Origin of the sequence: Alteromonas sp. CNT1-28, assembly GCF_022348345.1 — a bacterium.
Lineage (GTDB): Bacteria > Pseudomonadota > Gammaproteobacteria > Enterobacterales > Alteromonadaceae > Alteromonas > Alteromonas macleodii.
Genome location: NZ_JAKREZ010000022.1, coordinates 45,158 through 67,679, shown reverse-complemented (window position 1 = coordinate 67,679; position 22,522 = coordinate 45,158). Strand labels below are relative to the sequence as shown.

The following is a 22,522-nucleotide window of genomic DNA, read 5'->3' as shown; positions in this document are numbered from 1 at the left end:
TCTAGGTAAAGAAACGGTACTTAACTTAGTATCGCTTCGTTTTGCTAACTCTATTTTTGCAACAAACTGGGATCACAACTGTATTGACCACGTACAAATTTCAGTTGCAGAGTCAGTAGGTATCGAAGGGCGATGGGGCTATTTCGATGACGCGGGACAAATGCGTGACATGGTGCAAAATCACTTGTTACAAATCCTAAGCTTGGTTGCAATGGAGCCGCCAACAACGTTAGATGCCGACAGCATTCGTGATGAAAAGCTTAAAGTGCTTAAAGCGCTTCGCCCTATCAACTCGTTTAACATTAACGAAAGCACGGTACGCGGTCAGTACACGTCTGGTTTTGTTAAAGGTGAAGAAGTACCTGGTTACCTTGAAGAAGAAGGTGCCAATACACAGAGTAAAACTGAAACCTTTATTGCAATAAAAGCTGAAATTGACAACTGGCGTTGGGCCGGCGTGCCATTTTACCTGCGCACAGGTAAGCGTATGCCGACTAAGGTGAGTGAAGTTGTTATTTACTTCAAGCGTCAGCCGCACAACTTATTCGGTGACAGCTTCAAGAATCTTCCGCCAAACAAGCTGGTTATTCGTCTACAGCCAGACGAAGGGGTAGAAATCACCGTAATGAATAAAGTACCTGGCTTAACCAGCTCAGGCTCTATGGATCTACAAAAATCCAAGTTAAACCTAAGTTTCTCTGAAGCGTTTGCCGATGAGCGTATTCCTGATGCATACGAAAAACTCCTTCTTGAAGTTATGTTGGGTAATCAGGCGCTATTCGTTCGTCGTGACGAAATTGAACAAGCCTGGACATGGGTAGACTCAATTCTTGAAGCGTGGAAGCAATCGAGTGAGCCACCAGAACCGTATCAAGCAGGTACATGGGGGCCGGTAGACTCTATAGGTCTTCTTGCTCGCGAAAATCGCAGCTGGTACGAAAGCAAAACAGGGAAGAAAAAGTAATATGGCGTTAACAACTCTATCATTCGAAACACCTGATGCATTGACTGACGCATTTGCGCAAGACTTAGTCAGTATCTTAAAAACAGGTATTAAAACTCGTGGTCGCGCATCGCTTGTAGTGAGTGGTGGTCGCACGCCTCTGGCGCTTTTCAAACAACTAAGTGAAACCGAACTTGAGTGGGATAAGGTTGATATCACCCTTGCTGACGAGCGCTGGGTTGAAGAGGGCCACGAGGCCAGCAACACCAGCCTAGTCAAAAATAATCTAATTCAAAATAAAGCCGCAGCAGCTCGTTTTATCGAATTGAAAAGCGATGCTGATGATGCAAACGAAGGCGTAAATGCTGCAGAGTCAAATTTGGCTAGCATGTCGCAACCTTTTGATGCATTGATTCTTGGCATGGGGGAAGACGGTCACACTGCATCGCTTTTCCCTTGCTCTGAGCAAGTACTTGACGGCTTAGATATGAGCAGCGGCAGAACCTGTATCGCTGTTCAACCTACAACAGCACCTCATCAACGTATTTCATTAACGCTACCTGCGTTACTCAATAGCCGTAATATCTTTTTGCATTTAACAGGCGAGAAGAAAAAACAAGTCTTACTTGACGCTATTGAAAATGCCACCGAAGCGCAAAAGCCCATCACCGCCGTAGTTAACCGTGCGCCGGTTACTTTGATGTGGGCGCCATAGGAGACAAACATGAATCCAAAAATTGCTGAAGTTACGCAACGAATTATCGAGCGTAGTAAAGAAACGCGTAAGGCGTATCTAGAAAAAATTGAGAGTGCACGACGTCAAGGACCACACCGTGGTGTGTTGTCATGCGGTAACCTTGCTCACGGCTTTGCAGCATGTGGAACAAGCGAAAAATCTGACCTTCGTTCAATGACTAAAGCCAACGTGGCTATTGTGTCTGCGTATAACGATATGCTTTCAGCGCACCAGCCTTACGAGACTTATCCTGCGTTAATTAAAGAAGCAGTGAAAGAAGTAGGCAGTGTAGCCCAGTTCGCAGGTGGCGTACCTGCTATGTGTGATGGTGTTACACAAGGCCAGTCTGGCATGGACTTAAGCCTAATGAGCCGTGATAACATTGCTCAGGGGGCTGCCATTGCGCTTTCTCACAATATGTTCGATAGCGCATTGATGCTAGGTATCTGCGACAAAATCGTTCCCGGGCTACTAATGGGCGCACTAACGTTCGGTCATTTGCCAACCGTTTTTGTGCCAGCCGGTCCAATGCCATCGGGTCTTCCAAACAAAGAAAAGGCCCGCGTTCGTCAAGAATTTGCCGAAGGTAAAGTAGGGCGTGACGCGTTGCTTGAAGCTGAATCTCAATCTTACCACTCTGCTGGTACCTGTACGTTCTATGGAACGGCAAACTCGAATCAGCTAGTGGTTGAAATGATGGGCTTGCACCTTCCGGGTTCGTCGTTTGTTAATCCAGGCACACCTTTGCGCGACGCGTTAACTAAAGCGGCTGCGGTCCAAGCGACACGCCTAACTGACCTTGGCGACAACTATACGCCAATTGGTCACATTGTAGATGCAAAAGCCATTGTGAACGGCCTTGTAGGTCTTCTTGCTACGGGTGGTTCTACTAACCACACCATGCACCTTATTGCGGTAGCTCGCGCTGCAGGTTACATCGTAAATTGGGACGACTTCTCAGATATCTCTAATGCTGTGCCTCTTCTTACTCGCATTTACCCGAATGGCTCAGCTGACATTAACCACTTTGTTGCAGCAGGTGGTATGTCATTGCTAATTAGACAGCTGCTTGATGCGGGTCTACTACATAACGACGTTAAGACTATTTGTGGTGAAGGCTTAGACTTCTACACTAAAGAGCCTGTGCTTAAAGACGGCGAATTAGAATGGCGAGATGGCCCAACTGAATCCCTTGATAAAGAAGTGCTAGCAACTGTTGACGCTCCGTTTAAGCCAGATGGTGGTTTGAGTGTACTTGACGGCAATCTTGGTCGTGGCGTTATCAAAACCTCAGCGCTTCGCACGCCTCACTGTAATATCAAAGCGCCAGCGGTTGTGTTTGAAGACCAGTTTGAACTGGATGACGCGTTTAAGTCTGGCAAGCTAGACAAAGACTGCATTGTAGTTGTTCGCTTCCAAGGTCCTTCTGCGATTGGTATGCCAGAACTTCACCGCTTAACGCCACCTCTTGGTGTGCTTCAAGATCGCGGCTTTAAAGTGGCGCTAGTTACTGACGGTCGTATGTCTGGTGCATCAGGTAAAGTTCCTGCAGCTATCCACGTGACTCCAGAAGCTTATAAAGGCGGTCTACTTGCTAAAGTGCAAGAGGGCGACATTATCGAGCTAAACACACAAACTGGTGCACTAACACTGCATGTGGATGATGAAACACTGGCTGCACGTGAAGCAGCGCCAGCGAACTTAGCTAAGCATCACGTTGGAATGGGACGTGAAATGTTTGCGGGTATGCGCGCTATTCTGACAGGTGCAGAAGAGGGTGCATGTTCACTGTTTTACACGCAGGAGCAAGCATAATGAGCCAGAAGTTTGTGGCTGATGTTGGCGGTACGAATATTCGCGTTGCAAGGGTAACCGAATCAGGTGTGGCCGACATCAAGAAATACATGTGTAATGATTTTGCCAGCATTGACCTTGCTATTGCACAATACTTTAGCGACATGCCGGAATACAGCTTTTCGCAGGGCTGTATTGCTATTGCATGTCCAGTATTGGGCGATCAAGTCGAGATGACGAATCACAGCTGGGCATTTTCGCAAAATGCGCTTCGCTCGCAGCTTAAACTAGATGCGTTGTTCGTTATTAACGACTTCACTGCCGTAGCGCACTCATTGCCTGTATTAGGCGAAGAGCAAGTGGTGCAAATTGGTGAAGGCACAGCGAAAGAAAATGGCAACATCGCTGTTTTTGGGCCAGGTACGGGATTAGGTGTTGAACATATCACGATGACCTCAACCGGTTGGCAGACGCTAGACGGAGAAGGTGGTCACGTAGACTTTGCACCGGTAGATGAAACCGATGTTGTCGTATGGCGTCACCTTCAATCTACCTTAGGACGTGCTTCTGCTGAAGAAGTAATGTCTGGACGCGGCCTGCATAATATTTACACCGCGCTAGCAAACCACGCATCAGCACCAGTTGTATTTACCGAGCCGGCTCAAATCACTGACGCTGCGCTGAACGGTACCTGTAAAATTGCTGAAGCGACGCTTACCCAATTCTGCCGAATTATGGGAAGCTTTGCGGGTAATTTAGCACTTAACATGGCAACCACGGGCGGCATCTTCATTGGTGGTGGCATTGCTAACCGTTTCCCTGAATTTATTCAAAATAGCGATTTTAGAGCGCGTTTTGAAGCGAAAGGGCAAATGAAGCACTACGTGAAAGACATTCCCACCTATTTAATTGCAGAACCTGATCATGGTTTATTGGGTGCGGCTGCATATCTGAATCAAAATACAGCGAGCTAAATTATGACAACGAAATGGAAATACTCTCCAGAGGAAATTTTTGCGGCCGGTCCAGTTGTACCTGTTTTGGTAATCAATGACGTAGAAAAAGCGGTTCCTCTGGCAAAAGCGCTGATGGAAGGTGGTATTAAAGTACTAGAAGTAACGCTACGTACCCCTGCTGCTATTGACGTGATTAAGCGAATTGCACAAGAAGTGCCTGACTCGCTAATTGGTGCTGGAACCGTGACTAACGCCCAACAGCTTAAAGCGGTAGTTGAAGCGGGCGCTAAGTTCGCAATTAGCCCAGGTATGACGGCTGATTTGCTAAAAGCGGGTATGGATTCAGAAATTCCACTTATCCCTGGTATCTCTTCAACTTCTGATTTGATGAAGGGTAAAGATGCGGGTTATACCCACATGAAATTCTTCCCAGCAGAGGCTTCAGGTGGCGTTAAAGCCATTAAGTCAATCAGTGGTCCTTTCCCTGATGTGACGTTTTGCCCAACGGGTGGCATTGGTCCAAACAACTACAATGACTATTTAGCGCTTAACAACGTTAAATGTGTAGGTGGTTCGTGGCTTGCCCCTGACGACGCAATTGAATCAGGTGACTGGGCGCGTATTACGCAGCTAGCAAAAGAAGCTGTTGCGGGTGCTAAACAGTAATTTGCTGAACCTTTAAATGAAAAAACCTGCTCATTGGCAGGTTTTTTTATATCTCTTGATCGTGAACTGCGACTGTCTACCTTCCGAAGTGTCAGCGAAATTGCGCTTGCACTTCAAATAATTTACTTCGGAACAATAGATTGTTTCAGTGTGTGGCTAGCACCGGGGGACAGTGTCTTTCCCTGAGTTAGCGATGTTTCTACGCACAACATATGCTTATAGCCAAATGGGTCCATGTCTGAAATAGACGCGGCGCCTAACCACGGGTTCCACACTACCAAAGAGTCATTGCCGTCGGATACCACTTCCGTAAACGTGTTGCCTTCGACTTCAATTTCTGCTGTTTTAATCGGCGCAACATGAATGCGATCCGTTTCGCCTGTGATAGTGTAAGGACTCGGTGTCGTCTTAAGTCCCCAGTCGTCAAGTTTGTCTTTATATTGACCTTCAATTCCAGTTATTTTGGTATGTTGAATGTGATCAACGTGGAAATATGTATGTAGCGCACAGTTAAATTCGAATGGTACAACCCCCGTATTTTCTGTAGTTAGCGCGACGTCCATCGTCTCACCAACTGTAATTACCATGGTCACGTTACAATCGTTTTCAAACCCTTCAGCTCGGGTAAAGCTTGGCGAAAGCGTAATCGTTGTTCCGCTTTCTGTATCTTCTGAATGAATTAGTTTCCACACTTGGGTTCTTAAAAAGCCGTGAGAGGGCAGGGAACCTTTTTCCCTCCCGTGGTCGTCGCTAAACCATGGCCAACAAACAGGTATTCCACCGCGAATTGGACGCTCTCCATTTAGATAAGCGTGTGGGCTTACCCATAGCCGCTCTTTGTTATCGCTTTTAGGAACAAAAGACAAAATATGGCCACCAAATAAACTTATACGCGCTGTGGCGAAAGCGTTATCCACATCTAAAAAGGTGAGGCCATTAGACTCGCTAACGGTAACTGAATTCACAGGTGACATAAGTCCTCCTTGGACTGAATACTTAACTTACTAATAGATGACGGGAAAATAGGCATCGCTGGAAACCGTCTTTATATGAGACAACAAAAAAGGTGCAAACATAATGTTTGCACCTTTAGATTAACTCAATTTTGAAACAAATAGTTTAACTATTTGTTTTATATTTTGTTTATTACTTAGAAATGTGAGCCACAAGGTCTAGAACCTTGTTTGAGTAGCCCCATTCGTTGTCGTACCAAGATACTAGCTTAACAAATGTGTCAGTAAGCGCGATACCTGCTGTGGCGTCAAATACCGATGTGCGTGCATCGCCAAGGAAATCGTTAGACACAACCGCATCTTCAGTGTAACCCATGATACCTTTCAGCTCGCCTTCTGAGGCTTCTTTCATCGCTGCGCAAATTTCATCGTAGCTAGCCGGCTTCGCAAGATTTACAGTAAGGTCTACTACTGAAACATTTGGGGTAGGTACACGGAAAGCCATACCAGTTAACTTACCATTAAGCTCAGGGATAACTTTACCTACGGCTTTTGCAGCACCAGTTGACGATGGAATGATGTTTTGACCCGCGCCGCGGCCGCCACGCCAATCTTTCATTGAAGGGCCATCTACCGTTTTTTGAGTCGCAGTAGTCGCGTGAACGGTCGTCATCAGGCCGTCCACGATACCAAATTTATCGTTAAGCACTTTGGCAAGTGGAGCAAGACAGTTAGTTGTGCAAGACGCGTTTGAAACGATAGTTTCGCCAGCGTAGCTTTCTTGGTTAACACCCATTACAAACATTGGCGTGTCGTCTTTAGACGGTGCAGACATTACAACTTTCTTCGCACCAGCTTCAATATGCTTCGCGGCAGTTTCTTTAGTCAGGAATAAACCTGTCGACTCAACAACTACGTCAACGTCTACTTCGTCCCATTTAAGCGCTGCTGGATCCCTTTCAGAAGTAATGCGGATAGTTTTGCCATTTACAACTAGACTATTGTTATCTACTGTAACTTCACCGTCGAATAGACCGTGTGTAGAGTCGTATTTCAAAAGATAAGCAATGTAGTCCGTGTCTAGTAAGTCGTTTATTGCAACAACTTCGATGTCGTTGCGCTCGGCTGCTGCGCGCATTACTAGGCGTCCAATACGGCCAAAACCATTGATACCGATGCGAATTGTCATAACGTACCCCGATTATTTAAATAAAATGAAAATAAATTACGTAAAGTATGGATCAAAATGCCATAATTAGCAAAATAAAAAGCAAAAGTGTTGCAAAATTACGAATTAGCGCTATTGCAATCGTATTCACATATCGCGAAGCCTTTGTTTCTAGAATAATGTTAAAAATTTGTTTGCAGACGCACCTTTAAACCTCTGGCGAGTGCGTTTTTCACCGAATAACAGGAATGACACACCATGACACAACAACTTCTGCAACAACTGGTTGAAATGCGGGGAATAGAAACCCAATACGTCGACGCATGGGGAAAACCAGCAACCATCGCAGAATCAAGTAAAGCAAAACTGCTCAACACACTTGGCTATGACACCAGCAGTGACGAAAAAATTCAGTCGCAAATTACACAAGATATAAAGTCGGTATGGTTGTCGCCGTTAAATCCTGTTCAAGTAGTTCGCAATACCCAAGAAATCAACCTAGCAGTTCGTTTGCCTATCGAGTTAGTAAACGATGACCACACGCTAACGGTTACCTGTGAAAATGGTGACGTGCTCACTCACCAATTTACTCCAGTCGACCAAGAAATGACGACAATGGCGCATATCGACGATGTCGAGTTTCATGAATACGTGTTAACCCTACCTTTGGATTTACCTCTTGGGTACCACGATGTAGCCTTAAGCGCTGACGACGATGAGTTTGCGCGTTCTCGCTTAATTGTGGCACCAGAAGCGTGCTATACACCGAAAGAGATCAGAGAAGGTAAAAAAATATGGGGCTTAAGCGTTCAGCTTTACTGCGTTCGCAGTGAAAAGAACTGGGGAATTGGTGACTTTTCTGATTTAGCTCTGCTTATTGAAAAAGCCGCTGGTGTGGGCGCAGACTTTATCGGGCTTAATCCTATTCACGCGCTTTACCCTGCAAACCCTAATGCGTGCTCGCCTTATGGACCAAGCTCACGTCGCTGGCTTAATTATTTGTATATCGATGTGACAGCCATTGATGGCTTCGAGGATGCATCAGTACAAGCGGTAGTAAGCAGTGATGAGTTTAAAGCTACCTTGGAACATGCACGTAATGTAGAACATGTAGACTATGAAGCGGTAGCTCATGTGAAATTGGCCGCCCTTAAAGCGGTATTTGATGCCTATGATGCCAAATACCTTCGTAAAAACACCAAACAAAATAAAGCGTTTAAAGCGTTTGTGGAAGCGGGCGGTGAAAGCTTAGATATGTTGGCAGTGTACGATGCCTTGCAATCGCACCTAAAAGCTGAAGGTAAAGACAGCTGGGGGTGGCCGGTATTTCCACAAGAATATAAAGACTATCACAACCCAGCCGTTGCCAAGTTTAAGCGCGCTAACGAACAAGACGTTAAATTCTACTTGTTCTTGCAGTGGATTGCGGCGCAGCAGCTTGAACTTGCAAGTAGTAAAGCTACAGATGCGGGTATGACTATTGGTCTTTATCGCGACCTAGCGGTAGGGGTGAGCGAAGGCAGTGCAGAAATTTGGGGTAACAAAGACCTATACTGCACGGGCGCAAGCGTAGGTGCTCCACCGGATATCTTAGGCCCACTAGGCCAGAACTGGGGGTTGCCGCCTATGGACCCTCGTAAGTTGTATGAACAGGGTTATCAACCTATTATTGACTTGTTTGCGTCTAACATGGCGTCGTCGGGTTCACTGCGCATCGATCACGTTATGGCGTTGCTGCGTTTATGGTGGGTAGTGAAAGGTGATAATGCAAAAGATGGTGGTTACGTTTATTACCCTGTAGATGATTTGCTTGGTATTTTAGCGCTAGAAAGTCACCGTAATCAAAGCCTGGTTATTGGTGAAGACTTGGGTACTGTACCAGAAGAAATTCGCAGTAAGCTTGCCGATAATGGCGTGTACTCATACCGCGTATTTTTCTTCGAACAAGCCGAAGACGGTGGTTTCTTCTCACCTAGCCATTATCCTGTTCAGTCTATGTCAACATTGACTACTCACGATATGCCGACGCTGATTGGTTACTGGCACTGTCTAGATTTAGAGTTAGGCAAAGAGATAGGGCTATATCCAACAGAAGAAATTCTACAAACGCTTTATGCGGATCGTCACGAAAACAAACAGGCGATTTTAGATACTTTGCACGGCCACGGCTCAATTGGCGACAACGTGGGTCACGATGTTAACTATACAGGGATGAATCGTGAATTGAATAACGGTATGCAGGTACACATGGCTGGTGGTTCAAGTGCTCTGTTAAGCCTTCAGTTAGAAGACTGGTTAGAAATGGATAAGCCGGTAAATATTCCGGGCACATTTGACGAGTATCCGAACTGGCGAAGAAAGCTAACCGAGAATATCGAGTCGATGTTCGATAGACATGATATAAATGAGTTAGCGTCTAAACTTACTCTCGCCAGAAAGCAAGCAAGTCAAGGTTAATTACTATTATCGAATAAAGGGTAATAGTATGTTGCTTGGGTAACTTAAACGAGTAAGATAGAGTATCAGTACGGTACTAGACAGAGCTTAAATGTGGTCAACGCATTTAAGCTCACAATTCAACCCGCTGCCATGCGGGTTTTTACTAGGAGTAGCGAATGCAATTAGCGCAGCAGTTTGAACAGGTATTATGTTCACAGCCGTTTTCCCATTTAGGTGTAATTACCAATAAACAAGAATCGATACTTCGCGTTTGGCACCCCAATGCCAGTCAAATAACGATTAAATGGGAGAATACAGCGCTAGCAAATGTAACCGCGACCTCCAACAATGGTCTTTTTGAAACACCATTACCTAAAGAATATCAGGGTGAAATTTATCGTGTTATCGCCGAAGGCTTAAATGACGATAAGGGCTATATCGACCCTTATCAATTCTCCGAGCAGGCGTACCATGCGGTACACTACATCGATAGCAAGCCTTCAAATTTGTACGAGCAAGCGGGCGCGCAACTTTTAACACTCACTTCATCACAAGGCGATTCGGTAAAAGGTGTCAGGTTCTGCGTTTTCGCGCCCAATGCGAGTACGGTGTCGCTCATTGGCGATTTCAATCAGTGGGATGGGCGCACGCATCCTATGGAAAAGACCTCTATGGGATACTGGGTACTGTTTGTGCCAGAACTCGCAGAGGGAGAGCGCTACAAGTATCACATTAAAGATGCACACGGCCACGACCTACCTCACAAGGCTGATCCACTTGGCTTCAGTGCAGAGCAGTATCCTTCTCATGCTTCGAAAATTTACAACCACAATAACTATGAGTGGAATGATAGTGCATGGATGGAAAAGCGAAAGGGGAACAAGTACAACAGCCCAATGAGCATTTATGAAGTGCACCTTGGCTCTTGGAAGCGCCCGGGTATTGATACTGATGCGCGCTACCTTACTTACAAAGCGCTTGCCGATGACTTAATAAGCTACGTCAGCGATATGGGTTACACTCACGTTGAACTGCTGCCTATTTCCGAGTTTCCTTTCGACGGTTCGTGGGGCTATCAGCCCGTGGGAATGTTCGCACCAACGAGTAGATTTGGAAACCCAGATGAATTTAAATACTTTGTTGATAAGGCCCACCAAGCAGGTATAGGCGTAATTATCGACTGGGTACCTGCGCATTTCCCAGAAGACGGCCATGGCTTGGCGCGATTTGATGGTTCTTGTGTTTATGAATATGAAGATCCGAGAAAAGGTTGGCATCCGGATTGGAATTCTTGTATTTACGATTTCGGCAAAGACACAGTTCGTCAATTTTTAGTTGCAAACGCATTGTTTTGGCTAGACAAATTTCACGTTGACGGACTCAGGGTTGATGCAGTGGCATCCATGCTTTATCTCGACTATTCACGCAATGACGGAGAGTGGATCCCGAATGTGGATGGTGGCAACGAAAATTACGAAGCCATCAGCTTACTGAAATGGATGAATGAAGAAGTGTACAAGCACTTCCCTGACGCCATGACTATTGCCGAAGAATCAACGTCGTTTCCCAAGGTTTCTCGTCCAGTATTTGATGGTGGTTTGGGCTTTGGCTTTAAGTGGAACATGGGGTGGATGCACGACTCATTGCACTACATCGCTAAAGACCCCGCCTATCGCAACTATCACCATGGCGATATTACCTTTAGCATGGTTTACGCGTTTGACGAAAACTTTGTGCTGCCGATTTCGCACGATGAAGTGGTACACGGCAAAGGCAGCATGCTGCATAAAATGCCTGGCGATGAATGGCAGCAAGCCGCTAACCTGCGTTGTTACGCGGGCTTTATGTACGGCCACCCCGGCAAGAAGCTTAACTTTATGGGGAACGAGCTTGCGCAGGCACGAGAATGGAACCATGACAGTAGTTTAGACTGGCACTTGCTCGATTACGAAAAGCACAAAGGCATTCAAGCGCTTTATAAGGCGCTCAACCACCTCTATACGTCTACGCCAGCGCTTTACGAGCAAGACCACGAACCAGGGGGCTTTGCTTGGTTGGACCACAATAATGCAGACCAAAGCGTAGTTTCATTTGTTCGTATGTCAAAAGATGCGAGGCAAAAAGTATATGTGGTATCTAATTTTACGCCTGTGCCTCGTCAGAACTTCAGAATAGGCGTAGATGATGCGTGCACGCTGACGCTAGCATTAAATACAGATGATGGTGCATATTGGGGTAGTGACTACGACGTTGCTTCTACTGTAAATACGCAAACCATACCTTGGAATGAGCGTACACACTCTGCAGAAATCACGTTACCGCCGCTAGCCACAGTATTTTATGTTGCCAATGTGGATTAATCCGACTAGGGCGACACGCCCTAGTGAAGAGATAAATTGAGAACGAAGTGAACGAAATTCGAGACACCGCACTAATTGTAGAAAGTGGAATGGGGAAGGCATATCCACTTGGCGCAACAGTTACACAAGATGGGTGTAATTTTGCCGTATACGCGCCCGATGCGAAGGCGGTCGTGCTGTGTTTTTTCAATAGTGACACAGAAGAGGCGGTGAGTGAGCATCCTTTGCCTGAGAAAACCGGTGATGTCTGGCATGGCTACTTTAGCGGCGTTAGCGCAGGACAATACTATGGTTATCGCGTAGAACGCGGTGAGGGAGGGTTGCATGCAGTACCCACCGACAAACTGCTGATCGACCCTTATGCCAAGAAAATTAGTCGCGCAATAAAATGGGACGCTAGGCAATACAAACATGACTCTCAGTTTATGATCCCCAAGTGCATAGTAATTGATCAAAATGACTATGCGCCCAGTCATGTTAGCGCGCCTGTTATCCCGAAACACAAGCGAGTAGTTTACGAAGCACATATTAAAGGGCTCACAAAACTCCACCCCGATGTACCTAAAGAACATCGTGGCAAATTCATCGGTGCTGCCCATCCGAGTGTCATCAAGCATCTCAAAGCATTAGGCATAACCACGGTGCAATTTATGCCGTTGTGCTCATTCATGCCTGAACCATTTATAACAGAGAAAGGCTTAACTAATTATTGGGGATACAACCCGGTTAACTTCTTTGCGCCTGAACCACGCTACGGTGTGTCAGACGCGCTTGCTGAACTGAAGTCTATGGTTGATGCTTATCATACAGCCGGACTTGAGGTCATTGTTGATGTGGTATTTAACCATACAGCAGAGGCAGGCAATGGCGGTCCTATTCTTTCTTATAAGGGGTTTTGCCCTTACCAAGCGTACTTATTAGAGCAAACGAAAAACGGAGAATTGGTTTATTCCAACCACTCAGGCTGCGGTAACACGGTAAATACCGCGCAGCCATTTATGATGGGACTTATTTTAGATGCCATGCGCCACTGGGTATCCGTAATTGGCGTTGACGGCTTTCGTTTCGATTTAGCAGTATGCTTGGGAAGAGAGCCACAAGAATATAGTAAAAAATCTGGGCTATTGAGAGCCATTAATAGCGATACTGTCTTAAAAGAGAAAGTATTGCTTGCCGAACCCTGGGATATTGGGCCTGGAGGCTACCAAGTGGGTAACTTCCCGTCTCCGTGGTTGGAGGTGAATGATAAATACCGCGATACGGTGCGCGCCTTCTGGCGTGGAGACGATGGCGTTACCGCGGACTTTGCTACCCGCTTAATGGGCTCACGGGATATATTTCACAAAGGCCATCGACATATCAGTACGTCGGTAAATAACGTGACATATCACGATGGGTTCACGCTGCACGATATGGTGACCTACGCCGAGCGTCACAATCTCGATAACTTAGAAGAAAATCGAGATGGCCATGGACACAACCTGTCTGCCAATTATGGTATTGAGGGGGAAACGAATGACGAGCAGATACTCGTTATGCGTGAACGTCAAAAGCGCAATCTCTTTGCAACGCTGATCTTCTCGCAAGGTACACCGCATATTCTTGGTGGCGATGAATTAAGCCGCACCCAAAATGGCAATAATAATGCCTATTGTCAGGATAATCCTATTAGCTGGATGAATTGGGAATTAAACAAGCGCAAGCAAGATTTTCTTAGCTTCTGCCAATATGTGATCCGCTTGCGTCAGTCCTCTTCACTGTTAAGCGAACTAAAGCTGCATGATGATACTTTTACGCTCTCACGAAATGTAAAAGAAATAAATTGGTATAAGCCCGATGGTTCTGACAAAGCGTCTGAAGACTGGAATGCGCATCATAACAAAGCGTTTGGTGTGGAAATAAAAGGTTGCGTAACGGGCGAACAGAAGCCAGAGCATTGGTTCTTGTGTGTTAATGCAAGTGAAAGCGACGTGCGTTTTCACCTACCTTCTGTCATACCCAGGGGAGGGTGGACCATGCACCTGGATACGCGCTACAGCTCTCTTGAAGAACAGCCTTCAATTTGCATTCAGAAGGTGTTTTTACAGGCCAGCAAATCGCTAACCTTGTTCAGTTTCTCTCAGTTCTCTGGATAGAATAATGGCTTACAATACGACCTTATACTTGGTTAAGAGTGCCGTTAACGAATTTCAGAGTGCCGCTAAACGGCACTTTACCCAGTGCACTTTAGCTGAATAGGAAACAGAGTCTTTACCTTTGTGTGAATTTCATACAGCATGGGTAAAAGCGCATAACGCAGGTGCTGAATGCGTGCCAAAGTCTCGGCTAAACTTGCTTACAAAACCCGTTAATGTTTACCGCTGGTGACAATTACACCACTGCGCACTAAATTGTTAGCTTAGACTGTTCTTTATTCTTTCAGGTGGTATCATGCGCAGCCATCTGAAATGTGAGGGTGTTCCTATGCAAAAGAAAGGTGGTAATTCGCACGAAGACAAGTCGTGTGACATTGGTTTTATCGGTTTAGGGGTGATGGGTAGTAACCTTACCATGAACCTAGTGGACCATGGCTATCGTGTAGCGTGTTTCGATTTAGACCAAAACAAAGTTGAGTCTATTCTTGCCAAAGACGCGAGCGAAAGAGCTGAAAATACTGAGCCTCGTGTTGAAGGCTGCAGTTCTTACACCGAGCTTTTAAGCAAGTTAAAAGCCCCGCATCTTATTATTATCTCTGTGCCTGCTGGCGATCCTGTTGACCACGTTTGCAATCATCTTATTGACGCCGGAATTCACGCTGACGATATCGTGGTTGATACTGGCAACAGTTTGTGGACAGACTCTGTTGCACGTGAAGAGCAGTACAAAGGTAAATTTATCTTCTTCTCTACCGCCGTGTCAGGTGGTGAAGTAGGCGCTCGTTTCGGGCCATCTCTTATGCCTTCAGGCAACCCTTATGCATGGACACGCATTGAGCCTGTTCTTAAAGCTATTGCTGCAAAGGTTGACCCAGAAACAGGTAAACCATTAGAAAGCCATACGCCAGGTCAACCAGTGTTAGAAGGCGAACCATGTGCGACCTACATCGGTCCGGTTGGAGCAGGGCACTATGTAAAAATGGTGCACAACGGTATCGAATACGCCGACATGCAGCTTATCTGCGAAACTTACCATGTTATGCGCGAAGCGCTACATATGGCGCCAGCTGAAATAGCAGAGGTGTTTCGTCGCTGGAACGAAGGCAAGCTGAATAGCTACCTGATGGAAATTAGTGCTGAAGTTCTTGAGCAAATGGATCCAGAAACACAGCAGCCGTTGGTTGATGTGATCTTAGATAGAGCAGGTCAAAAAGGTACAGGCCTTTGGACTGCAGTAAGCGCATTACAAGTAGGTAGTCCGGCACAGACCATCACTTCTGCGGTATTCGCGCGCAGTATTTCTAGTTTGAAAGACGAGCGTGTAGCTGCGAGCAAGGTTCTTGCAGGCCCAGATGCGCCATCATTCAGCGATGATGAGAAAATGTCGATCATCAACAAGCTAGAGCAAGCGCTTTATTGCTCTAAAATCTGTGCATACGCACAGGGCTTCCAGTTAATGGCAATGGCAGGTAAAGAACACGGCTGGACACTGGAGTTTGGTGAAATTGCTAAAATATGGCGTGCGGGCTGTATTATTCGCGCCGTATTTCTTCAGTCTATTTCTCAGGCCTACGAGAATAACGAAGACTTAGCCAACTTGCTTATGGACCCATTCTTTGCAGAACAAATTACACAGTACCAATCTGATTGGCGCGAGTCTATTGCCCAAGCGACACTGGCTGGCGTTCCTTGCCCTGCCATGATGTCGGCGCTAAGCTATTACGATTCATATCGCACAGCTGTGTTACCTGCTAATTTGCTGCAAGGCCAGCGCGATTATTTTGGCGCACATACTTATCAGCGAGTAGATAAGCCAGCAGGTAAAAAGTATCACATCGAGTGGAGTGATCCCGCACGTCCGCAAACGGCTATCAAAAAATAGTATGAACTAAATAGTGTTACACGCGCTCATAACTGAGCGTAAACTATTAAGAGGTGTATTTGTTTTCAAATACACCTTTTTTGTTTAAAGAGGTAAGTTATGTCGACAGATGAAAAAGCAAACGCATCAGTAGCTAAAAAAGACTGGAAAACTGAGCTCACTGACGAGGAATATTATGTATGCCGCGAAGCGGGTACTGAGCGACCTTTCACTGGAGTATTGCTAGACGAGCAGCGAGATGGATTGTACGTGTGTAAGTGCTGCGAAGCGCCACTTTTCCCCTCAGATACTAAATTTGATGCTGGTTGTGGATGGCCTTCTTTCTATAAGCAGCTTGATGACGGTAATGTAGATTACAGAGAAGACTTGAGTCACGGTATGCGTAGGGTTGAGATTTTTTGTAAGCAGTGTGGCTCGCACTTAGGCCATGTATTTCCAGATGGTCCTGCGCCAACGGGTCAACGCTACTGCGTAAATTCGCTATCTATGACCTTTAAAGGCGAAGATGATACACAAATTAAAGGTTAAAAAGCCCTAGGTGAGCGCTTGATTAAGGTAAACATCTGATTAAATTTTGACCTCATGTGGAAAGTAGAGAGATCCAATCATAAAAAACCGCCCATAAACGGCGGTTTTTTTAATTATTTACCAATGAAATTGTGTAATTGAGTTTCAAAAAATCAGAGCTTGTTCAGTTTTAACGAATCCGCGTCAAAGGTCGCGCTATTCAAGCTACTGACTATTTCATCAACAATATTGTCTAGAATGTCTACCGGAAGAGCATAGCGTTGTCCAAGCTGAACACGCTGAGTGTCGTTAAGTCTCTCGTTAAAGGCTTCAGCCACACCATACCAAACATAAGCAAGACGATAATTATCGACATCCAGTCCCATGGACGCGAGCGAATAGAAGATGCTGACATCAATATCGTCGCTATCTGTATATAAACTTAGCGCGCGATATAAGGTTTCAATAGTACGCTTTTGGTCTGTTTTAATCTGAACAGAGGCCAGTGCGACCAGTAGCTTTGGATCGCTTACACGGTTGCTGGCAGCGTAGCGCTCAAAGCGATGAAAAGCCTCTTTGTCGTTATGTCGTGTCCAATGATAGTAAGAAAGGTAAGGATCAAGGGATTCTTTCGTCTCGCGGCTTAGGCGTTTAATTTCACGTTGAGCAGTAATAACGCCTTTTAGCCGTGTCGCTTCCTTGCCTTTGCGTTTAACGTGTTCGATATGCTGCACTTCTTCGACGCAGGTTAGATACTCTTCGAAGTTTAGAAGAAGAGGGTACTTGTAAGCGTCGTCTTTTGAATCTTGATTGTAGTAACGCAAGCGAATAATCTCAGCTCGCTCGCCGCGACAACGGGCATCCAAACTCAAATCTAAGCAAATCTCGCTGTGAGATTCACAAATTTCACTGATAGTAGGTTCAAAAAGATCGCCACAACCCGTCAGTGTTGTCGCTGCTGCCAGCCACACCGTCGCTACATAACCTTTTGTTGGAAACTTACTAAATAAACTCTCTGTTATAAGAGTTTTCATAGAGGTTATGAAACTTATCAACAATTTGGTCTTCCTTGCTTGTTTATTTAAGATACTGCTCGTCACCGTCAGGCGAAAACTCACCTAGTGTACCCTAAAAATAATAAAAAGCTGACGCGTAATTAGGATTAGTTATGTGTGTTTGTGCCACAAAAAATTGGCCGCGCATACAACAATGACAACACCGTTAAATTAATATCGATGAAGGCAGAAGCATGAATCAACAGTTTGAGCAGGAATTACAAAGCAGCTGGCAAGAGCGTCAGGAATACGCAGAAATGATGTTGCCCCTTATTGGTAAATTGTATCGCAATAAGGCAGTTGAAATTTCGGTTTATGGACGCTCGCTACTGAACGCCAGTGCTATTGATGTTATTAAAGCGCACCGCAAAGTGCGTCTGCACGAAGGTATTAAGCTACGCCTACGCGAAAGCTATCCAATTTTAGAAGCCTTGAGCAACATGAAGCTTGCTCCTGCACAAATTGATATTGGTAAATTGGCTTTTGATTTTCACTACGGTTCTGCGGTCGACAACAACGACCTTACGGCCTACCTTAACGAAAAACTAAACGACGTTGCCGATAAAGAGGACGATCAGAAACCTCAGGACGTTGTACTATATGGTTTTGGCCGTATAGGTCGTTTACTTGCTCGCTTGCTTATTGAACGCCAAGGTAAAAACAATAAGCTTCGCTTACGTGCCATTGTGGTTCGTGGCGGGCGCGATGGCGACCTAGAAAAACGCGCAAGCTTACTGCGCCGCGATTCAGTGCATGGGCCGTTCAACGGCAGCATCACAGTTGACCACGAGCGTAACGCGCTAAAAGCAAACGGTTCATACATTCAAGTCATTTATGCCAACAGCCCAGATGAAGTGGATTACACGCAATATGGTATCGATAACGCTATCATCGTAGACAACACGGGTATTTGGCGTGACCGCGATGGCCTTGGCCTACACCTTAAAGCTAAGGGTGCAGCGAAAGCTATTCTTACTGCCCCGGGTAAAGGTGACATCAAGAACATCGTACACGGTGTAAATGACGAAGAAGTAACACCAGAAGATACAATTGTATCTGCTGCTAGCTGTACGACCAACGCAATAACGCCGGTACTTAAAGCGCTAGACGAAGAATATGGCATTGAAAACGGTCACGTTGAAACCGTTCACTCTTACACTAACGACCAAAACCTTATCGATAACTACCACAAAGGTGATCGTCGTGGACGTAGTGCGCCACTTAATATGGTTATTACCGAAACGGGCGCTGCGAAAGCCGTTGCCAAAGCGTACCCGAAACTGGCAGGTAAACTTACCGGTAATGCTATCCGCGTACCTACACCTAATGTGTCGCTAGCGATTTTGAACCTAAATCTTAAAACGCCGGTGGATCGCATTGCAGTTAACGAGTTCTTGCGCGATACCGCGTTGTTCTCAAAGCTTCAACACCAAATTGACTACACGGCAAGTAAAGAGATTGTGTCAACAGACTTAGTCGGCTCTCGCGCTGCGTCTGTGGTTGACTCTCAGGCGACCATCGCCGCAGATAACCGCCTGACACTATATGTGTGGTATGACAACGAGTTTGGTTACAGCTGTCAGGTACTGCGCGTGGTTCGTGATATGGCAGGGCTAAGTTTCCCTACGTTGCCGCTTTAAGCAACACGCAGTTTAATTAACTGTATAAAAAAACCGACCTAAGTGGTCGGTTTTTTGATGGTGTAAACATTTTGTATACTTTCGATAGTACAAAACCCGCTGTGCGCGTGGAATTTGTGTTTACGTCTATGCTAAATTAGCGCTCAAATAATGAGGAAAACGACAGTCTATGCATATTTCCAGTCAATTCGACAGCGGTAACATTGAAGTTGTTAGCGCACAATCACCAGACGATATCCGTCTAACCATTCCCAACGACAACCAATCTGAATTTGCTCAGTGGTTCCATTTTCGTTTAGTGGGCGAAACTTTTGTAACTCACACTATGACGATTGGTAATCTGGCTAAGTCAGCGTATCCAGAAGGTTGGAAGGGATATAACGTTCTAGCGTCTTACGACCGTCAAACTTGGTTTAGAATTCCTAGCGAATTTGACGGTGACAATCTTACGTTCTCACTAACGCTAGAACAGCCAAGTGTGTACTTCGCGTATTTCATTCCTTTTAGCTACGAACGTCACCTTGATCTTGTGCACGACGCGCAGATGTCACTACTGTGCGAGCACAAATTCCTAGGCCTTACCCTTGATGGCCGTGATATGTCTATGCTGGTTATCGGTGAAGAAACACCAGAAAAGAAAAAAGTCTGGATCACGGCACGTCAACACCCTGGCGAAACCATGGCCGAGTGGTGTGCCGAAGGTATTATTTATCGTCTGCTCGACGAGCAAGATGGTTTGGCGCGACAGTTGCTTGATAATGCTGTTTTCTACATTGTGCCAAACATGAACCCAGACGGCAGCGCACGCGGTCATCTGCGTACCAACGCTGTAGGAACCAATCTAAACCGTGAGTGGGCAACGCCTTCGCAAGAAAAAAGCCCAGAAGTACTTTACGTATTGAATGCAATGAGCGAAATTGGTGTAGACATGTATCTTGATTTGCACGGTGATGAGGCATTGCCGTACAACTTTGTCGCAGGAAGTGAGGGTATCCCTAGCTACAATGACACCATCAAAATGCTTGAAAATACGTTTAAAGATACGCTGTTGAACGCTACGCCAGAGTTTCAAGATGAATTTGGTTACGATAAAGATGAGCCAGGCAAGGCTAATTTAACCGTAGCGTCAAATGCGGTGGGCGAGAAATTTAAATGTATGGCATATACGGTGGAAATGCCATTTAAAGACAATGCAGATGTACCGGACGATATCTACGGTTGGTCGGTACAGCGTAGCCGTCAATTAGGTGAAGATTTACTTATTGGTGTGAATGCAGTTGTTAAAAAGCTAAAAGCATCAGAGCAATAAAACAAGAATAAGGAAGCGAAAGCTTCCGCAAAAAAGGCCTCGACAAAAAGAGGCCTTTTAATTATTAAAATAAAACAACAATTAAACATAATAAAAAAGGGGAATAACGTTGGAAGGGTTATATGGTTTTCTAACTATGCTCGATGGTTTCTTAGGGGGCGCGTTCTGGTTTCCTTATGTACTGTTAGGCGTAGGTCTTTTCTTTACTGTTTATCTTAAGTTTCCGCAAATTCGTTTCTTTAAACACGCCTGGCAGGTTGTTACCGGTAAGTTTGATAAAGAAAGCGATCCAGGTGACACCACGCACTTTCGTGCACTTACAACCGCACTGTCTGGTACCGTAGGTACAGGTAACATCTCAGGTGTTGCATTCGCTATTTTCCTTGGTGGCCCCGCTGCACTATTTTGGATGTGGGTAACCGCCTTTTTAGGTATGACAACAAAATTCGTTGAAGTTACTCTGTCGCACAAATATCGCGTAAAGACAGAAGACGGCACCATGGCCGGTGGCCCTATGTATTACATGGACCGTCGCCTAAACATGAAGTGGTTAGCGGTTGCATTTGCTGTTGCAACGGTAGTCAGCTCATTTGGTACCGGAAACCTTCCTCAAAGTAATGGTATCGCGCAAAGTATCGAAGCAACGTTTGGCTTCGAGCCTTGGATGGTAGGTAGTGTACTGGGTATTCTTCTAGCCTTGGTCATTCTTGGTGGTATCCAACGCATTGCCGCGTTTACAGCGCGTGTTGTTCCAGTTATGGCTGTTATCTACCTTATCGGTGCGCTAGCGGTTATTTTCGCTAATCTAGACAACATTGGGCCTTCGTTTGCCGCAGTTATCGGTGATGCGTTTACTGGTTCAGCTGCCGCAGGTGGTTTCTTGGGGGCTTCATTAGCTTATGCGTTTAACCGTGGGGTTAACCGAGGCTTGTTTTCAAACGAAGCGGGTCAAGGCTCTGCACCTATCGCTCACGCAGCGGCAAAAACGAAAGAGCCTGCGTCAGAAGGTATGGTGTCACTGCTTGAACCCTTTATCGACACTATTCTAATTTGTACCGTAACGGGTTTGGTTATTTTGTCGTCTGGCGTGTGGAAAGAAAAACACGAAAACGTATTCGATCGTTCAGACATGTACTTTGTTGCAGGTCAATACGACGACTCGAACCAGGATGACGTAAACAAACTATATGGTTACTTGAATGAAATTGAAGGTAACAATGTACAGCCTTACACTGGCTCAATTACCGTTGTTAACGGCACGGCGGTAAGCGATGGGTTTACACTGCTTAACGCTAGGTCTGTAGCAGAAGACGTGAAGTATGCAGTAGGTAGTGAAGACTTGTTTACTGGCACGCTTAAGATTGTTGACGGAAAGCCGGTTAAAGAGAACCTTGAAGTAAGCGGTAAGTCACTGGTTCACTCGGCAGCGCTCACCACCATTGCCTTTACTCGCGGTTTCTTTGGCGATTTCGGTCAATATATCGTGTCAATTGGGCTTATGCTGTTTGCGTTCTCAACCGCCATCGCTTGGTCATATTATGGTGATCGCGCTATGACATATTTGTTCGGTCCTCGCTCCGTAATGCCGTATCGCGTCATCTACGTCGCCGGTTTCGTTTGGGCTGCATTCTCTGACACCACATTAGTTTGGGCACTTTCAGCTGTGGCTATCGTGGTAATGACCTTGCCAAACTTGTTCGGCATCATGTTGCTTTGCAAAGAGATGAAAGAAACGGTTAACGACTACTGGTCTCGACATAAAAAATAAGGTGAGTATTGCCTAAAGCATCGCCCCCTCTTGAGTTTCACTGAAGGGAAATGCAACTTGGCTATCAGGTAAAAATGCGTAGCGGTGAACTTTGTATAAAAGTTAACACCCTGCGCATTTTTGTTTTATGGCGATAAGGTTAATCCACAGAATCGACTTCATTGTTGTGATGAACTTAAGTATGATACCCATCCGCGTATAAATGCGTATT

The 22,522-nt window shown here is 45.6% G+C and carries 16 protein-coding genes; 13 read left to right on the top strand and 3 right to left on the bottom strand.

What is annotated here, in order from left to right; translation table 11 throughout:
• The 5 genes from zwf to MHN02_RS14160 form a co-directional block, all read left to right on the top strand.
• A partial coding sequence (gene zwf / locus MHN02_RS14180; protein WP_239246785.1) for a glucose-6-phosphate dehydrogenase occupies nt 1-964 on the top strand: 964 nt, incomplete at its 5' end.
• A 1-nt stretch (nt 965) separates the two neighbouring features.
• Nucleotides 966-1,658 (top strand): 6-phosphogluconolactonase, encoded by a 693-nt coding sequence (gene pgl, locus MHN02_RS14175; RefSeq protein WP_014979596.1) that lies wholly within the window; start codon nt 966-968, stop codon nt 1,656-1,658.
• A 9-nt stretch (nt 1,659-1,667) separates the two neighbouring features.
• Nucleotides 1,668-3,494, top strand: a complete 1,827-nt coding sequence (edd, locus tag MHN02_RS14170; protein WP_014998717.1) for a phosphogluconate dehydratase — start codon at nt 1,668-1,670, stop codon at nt 3,492-3,494.
• The gene (locus tag MHN02_RS14165) at nt 3,494-4,447 is read left to right on the top strand and encodes a glucokinase (protein WP_014949850.1); all 954 of its coding nucleotides are present in this window, start codon (nt 3,494-3,496) and stop codon (nt 4,445-4,447) included. The genes edd and MHN02_RS14165 overlap by 1 nt, the downstream gene beginning before the upstream one ends.
• 3 nt (nt 4,448-4,450) lie before the next feature.
• Nucleotides 4,451-5,095, top strand: coding sequence for a bifunctional 4-hydroxy-2-oxoglutarate aldolase/2-dehydro-3-deoxy-phosphogluconate aldolase (locus MHN02_RS14160; RefSeq protein ID WP_014949849.1), 645 nt, complete (start codon nt 4,451-4,453; stop codon nt 5,093-5,095).
• Nucleotides 5,096-5,217: 122 nt separating this feature from the next.
• Here the strand turns inward: MHN02_RS14160 and MHN02_RS14155 are convergent, their stop codons facing one another.
• Nucleotides 5,218-6,069, bottom strand: a complete 852-nt coding sequence (locus MHN02_RS14155; RefSeq protein ID WP_171338495.1) for a D-hexose-6-phosphate mutarotase — start codon at nt 6,067-6,069, stop codon at nt 5,218-5,220.
• A 172-nt stretch (nt 6,070-6,241) separates the two neighbouring features.
• Entirely contained in the window at nt 6,242-7,237 is a 996-nt protein-coding gene (gap, locus tag MHN02_RS14150) for a type I glyceraldehyde-3-phosphate dehydrogenase (protein ID WP_014976817.1), read from the bottom strand.
• Nucleotides 7,238-7,474: 237 nt separating this feature from the next.
• On the opposite strand from gap, the gene malQ reads away from it, so the two are divergent.
• From malQ to msrB, 5 genes are all read left to right on the top strand, one after another.
• A complete protein-coding gene (malQ, locus tag MHN02_RS14145; protein WP_198816780.1) occupies nt 7,475-9,673 on the top strand; it encodes a 4-alpha-glucanotransferase in 2,199 nt (732 codons plus the stop codon).
• Between the two features lie 158 nt (nt 9,674-9,831).
• Nucleotides 9,832-12,015, top strand: a complete 2,184-nt coding sequence (gene glgB, locus MHN02_RS14140; RefSeq protein WP_171338492.1) for a 1,4-alpha-glucan branching protein GlgB — start codon at nt 9,832-9,834, stop codon at nt 12,013-12,015.
• Nucleotides 12,016-12,062: 47 nt separating this feature from the next.
• The gene (gene glgX / locus MHN02_RS14135; RefSeq protein WP_239246782.1) at nt 12,063-14,150 is read left to right on the top strand and encodes a glycogen debranching protein GlgX; all 2,088 of its coding nucleotides are present in this window, start codon (nt 12,063-12,065) and stop codon (nt 14,148-14,150) included.
• Nucleotides 14,151-14,478: 328 nt separating this feature from the next.
• The gene (gene gndA / locus MHN02_RS14130; protein WP_014976813.1) at nt 14,479-16,032 is read left to right on the top strand and encodes an NADP-dependent phosphogluconate dehydrogenase; all 1,554 of its coding nucleotides are present in this window, start codon (nt 14,479-14,481) and stop codon (nt 16,030-16,032) included.
• A 99-nt stretch (nt 16,033-16,131) separates the two neighbouring features.
• Nucleotides 16,132-16,560 (top strand): peptide-methionine (R)-S-oxide reductase MsrB, encoded by a 429-nt coding sequence (msrB, locus tag MHN02_RS14125; RefSeq protein WP_014949842.1) that lies wholly within the window; start codon nt 16,132-16,134, stop codon nt 16,558-16,560.
• A 152-nt stretch (nt 16,561-16,712) separates the two neighbouring features.
• Here the strand turns inward: msrB and MHN02_RS14120 are convergent, their stop codons facing one another.
• Nucleotides 16,713-17,597 (bottom strand): DUF2989 domain-containing protein, encoded by an 885-nt coding sequence (locus MHN02_RS14120; protein WP_343212225.1) that lies wholly within the window; start codon nt 17,595-17,597, stop codon nt 16,713-16,715.
• A 191-nt stretch (nt 17,598-17,788) separates the two neighbouring features.
• Here MHN02_RS14120 and MHN02_RS14115 point away from each other — a divergent pair, with 191 nt between their 5' ends.
• The 3 genes from MHN02_RS14115 to MHN02_RS14105 all read left to right on the top strand — a co-directional run bounded on the left by MHN02_RS14115 (nt 17,789) and on the right by MHN02_RS14105 (nt 22,311).
• Complete coding sequence (locus MHN02_RS14115; RefSeq protein WP_014979588.1) at nt 17,789-19,234, top strand: glyceraldehyde-3-phosphate dehydrogenase; 1,446 nt, start codon at nt 17,789-17,791, stop codon at nt 19,232-19,234.
• Nucleotides 19,235-19,403: 169 nt separating this feature from the next.
• Nucleotides 19,404-20,543, top strand: coding sequence for a M14-type cytosolic carboxypeptidase (locus tag MHN02_RS14110; protein WP_239246776.1), 1,140 nt, complete (start codon nt 19,404-19,406; stop codon nt 20,541-20,543).
• 109 nt (nt 20,544-20,652) lie between these two features.
• Complete coding sequence (locus MHN02_RS14105; protein WP_014949838.1) at nt 20,653-22,311, top strand: AGCS family amino acid carrier protein; 1,659 nt, start codon at nt 20,653-20,655, stop codon at nt 22,309-22,311.
• Nucleotides 22,312-22,522 lie beyond the last annotated feature (211 nt).

Bases quoted from the DNA above. Each gene is read 5' to 3' on its own strand.
- MHN02_RS14110 (WP_239246776.1), top strand. From the start codon at position 19,404: ATGCATATTTCCAGTCAATTCGACAGCGGTAACATTGAAGTTGTTAGC.
- gap (WP_014976817.1), bottom strand. From the start codon at position 7,237: ATGACAATTCGCATCGGTATCAATGGTTTTGGCCGTATTGGACGCCTA.
- glgB (WP_171338492.1), top strand. From the start codon at position 9,832: ATGCAATTAGCGCAGCAGTTTGAACAGGTATTATGTTCACAGCCGTTT.
- gndA (WP_014976813.1), top strand. From the start codon at position 14,479: ATGCAAAAGAAAGGTGGTAATTCGCACGAAGACAAGTCGTGTGACATT.
- pgl (WP_014979596.1), top strand. From the start codon at position 966: ATGGCGTTAACAACTCTATCATTCGAAACACCTGATGCATTGACTGAC.
- malQ (WP_198816780.1), top strand. From the start codon at position 7,475: ATGACACAACAACTTCTGCAACAACTGGTTGAAATGCGGGGAATAGAA.
- MHN02_RS14115 (WP_014979588.1), top strand. From the start codon at position 17,789: ATGAATCAACAGTTTGAGCAGGAATTACAAAGCAGCTGGCAAGAGCGT.
- msrB (WP_014949842.1), top strand. From the start codon at position 16,132: ATGTCGACAGATGAAAAAGCAAACGCATCAGTAGCTAAAAAAGACTGG.
- MHN02_RS14155 (WP_171338495.1), bottom strand. From the start codon at position 6,069: ATGTCACCTGTGAATTCAGTTACCGTTAGCGAGTCTAATGGCCTCACC.
- MHN02_RS14160 (WP_014949849.1), top strand. From the start codon at position 4,451: ATGACAACGAAATGGAAATACTCTCCAGAGGAAATTTTTGCGGCCGGT.
- edd (WP_014998717.1), top strand. From the start codon at position 1,668: ATGAATCCAAAAATTGCTGAAGTTACGCAACGAATTATCGAGCGTAGT.
- MHN02_RS14165 (WP_014949850.1), top strand. From the start codon at position 3,494: ATGAGCCAGAAGTTTGTGGCTGATGTTGGCGGTACGAATATTCGCGTT.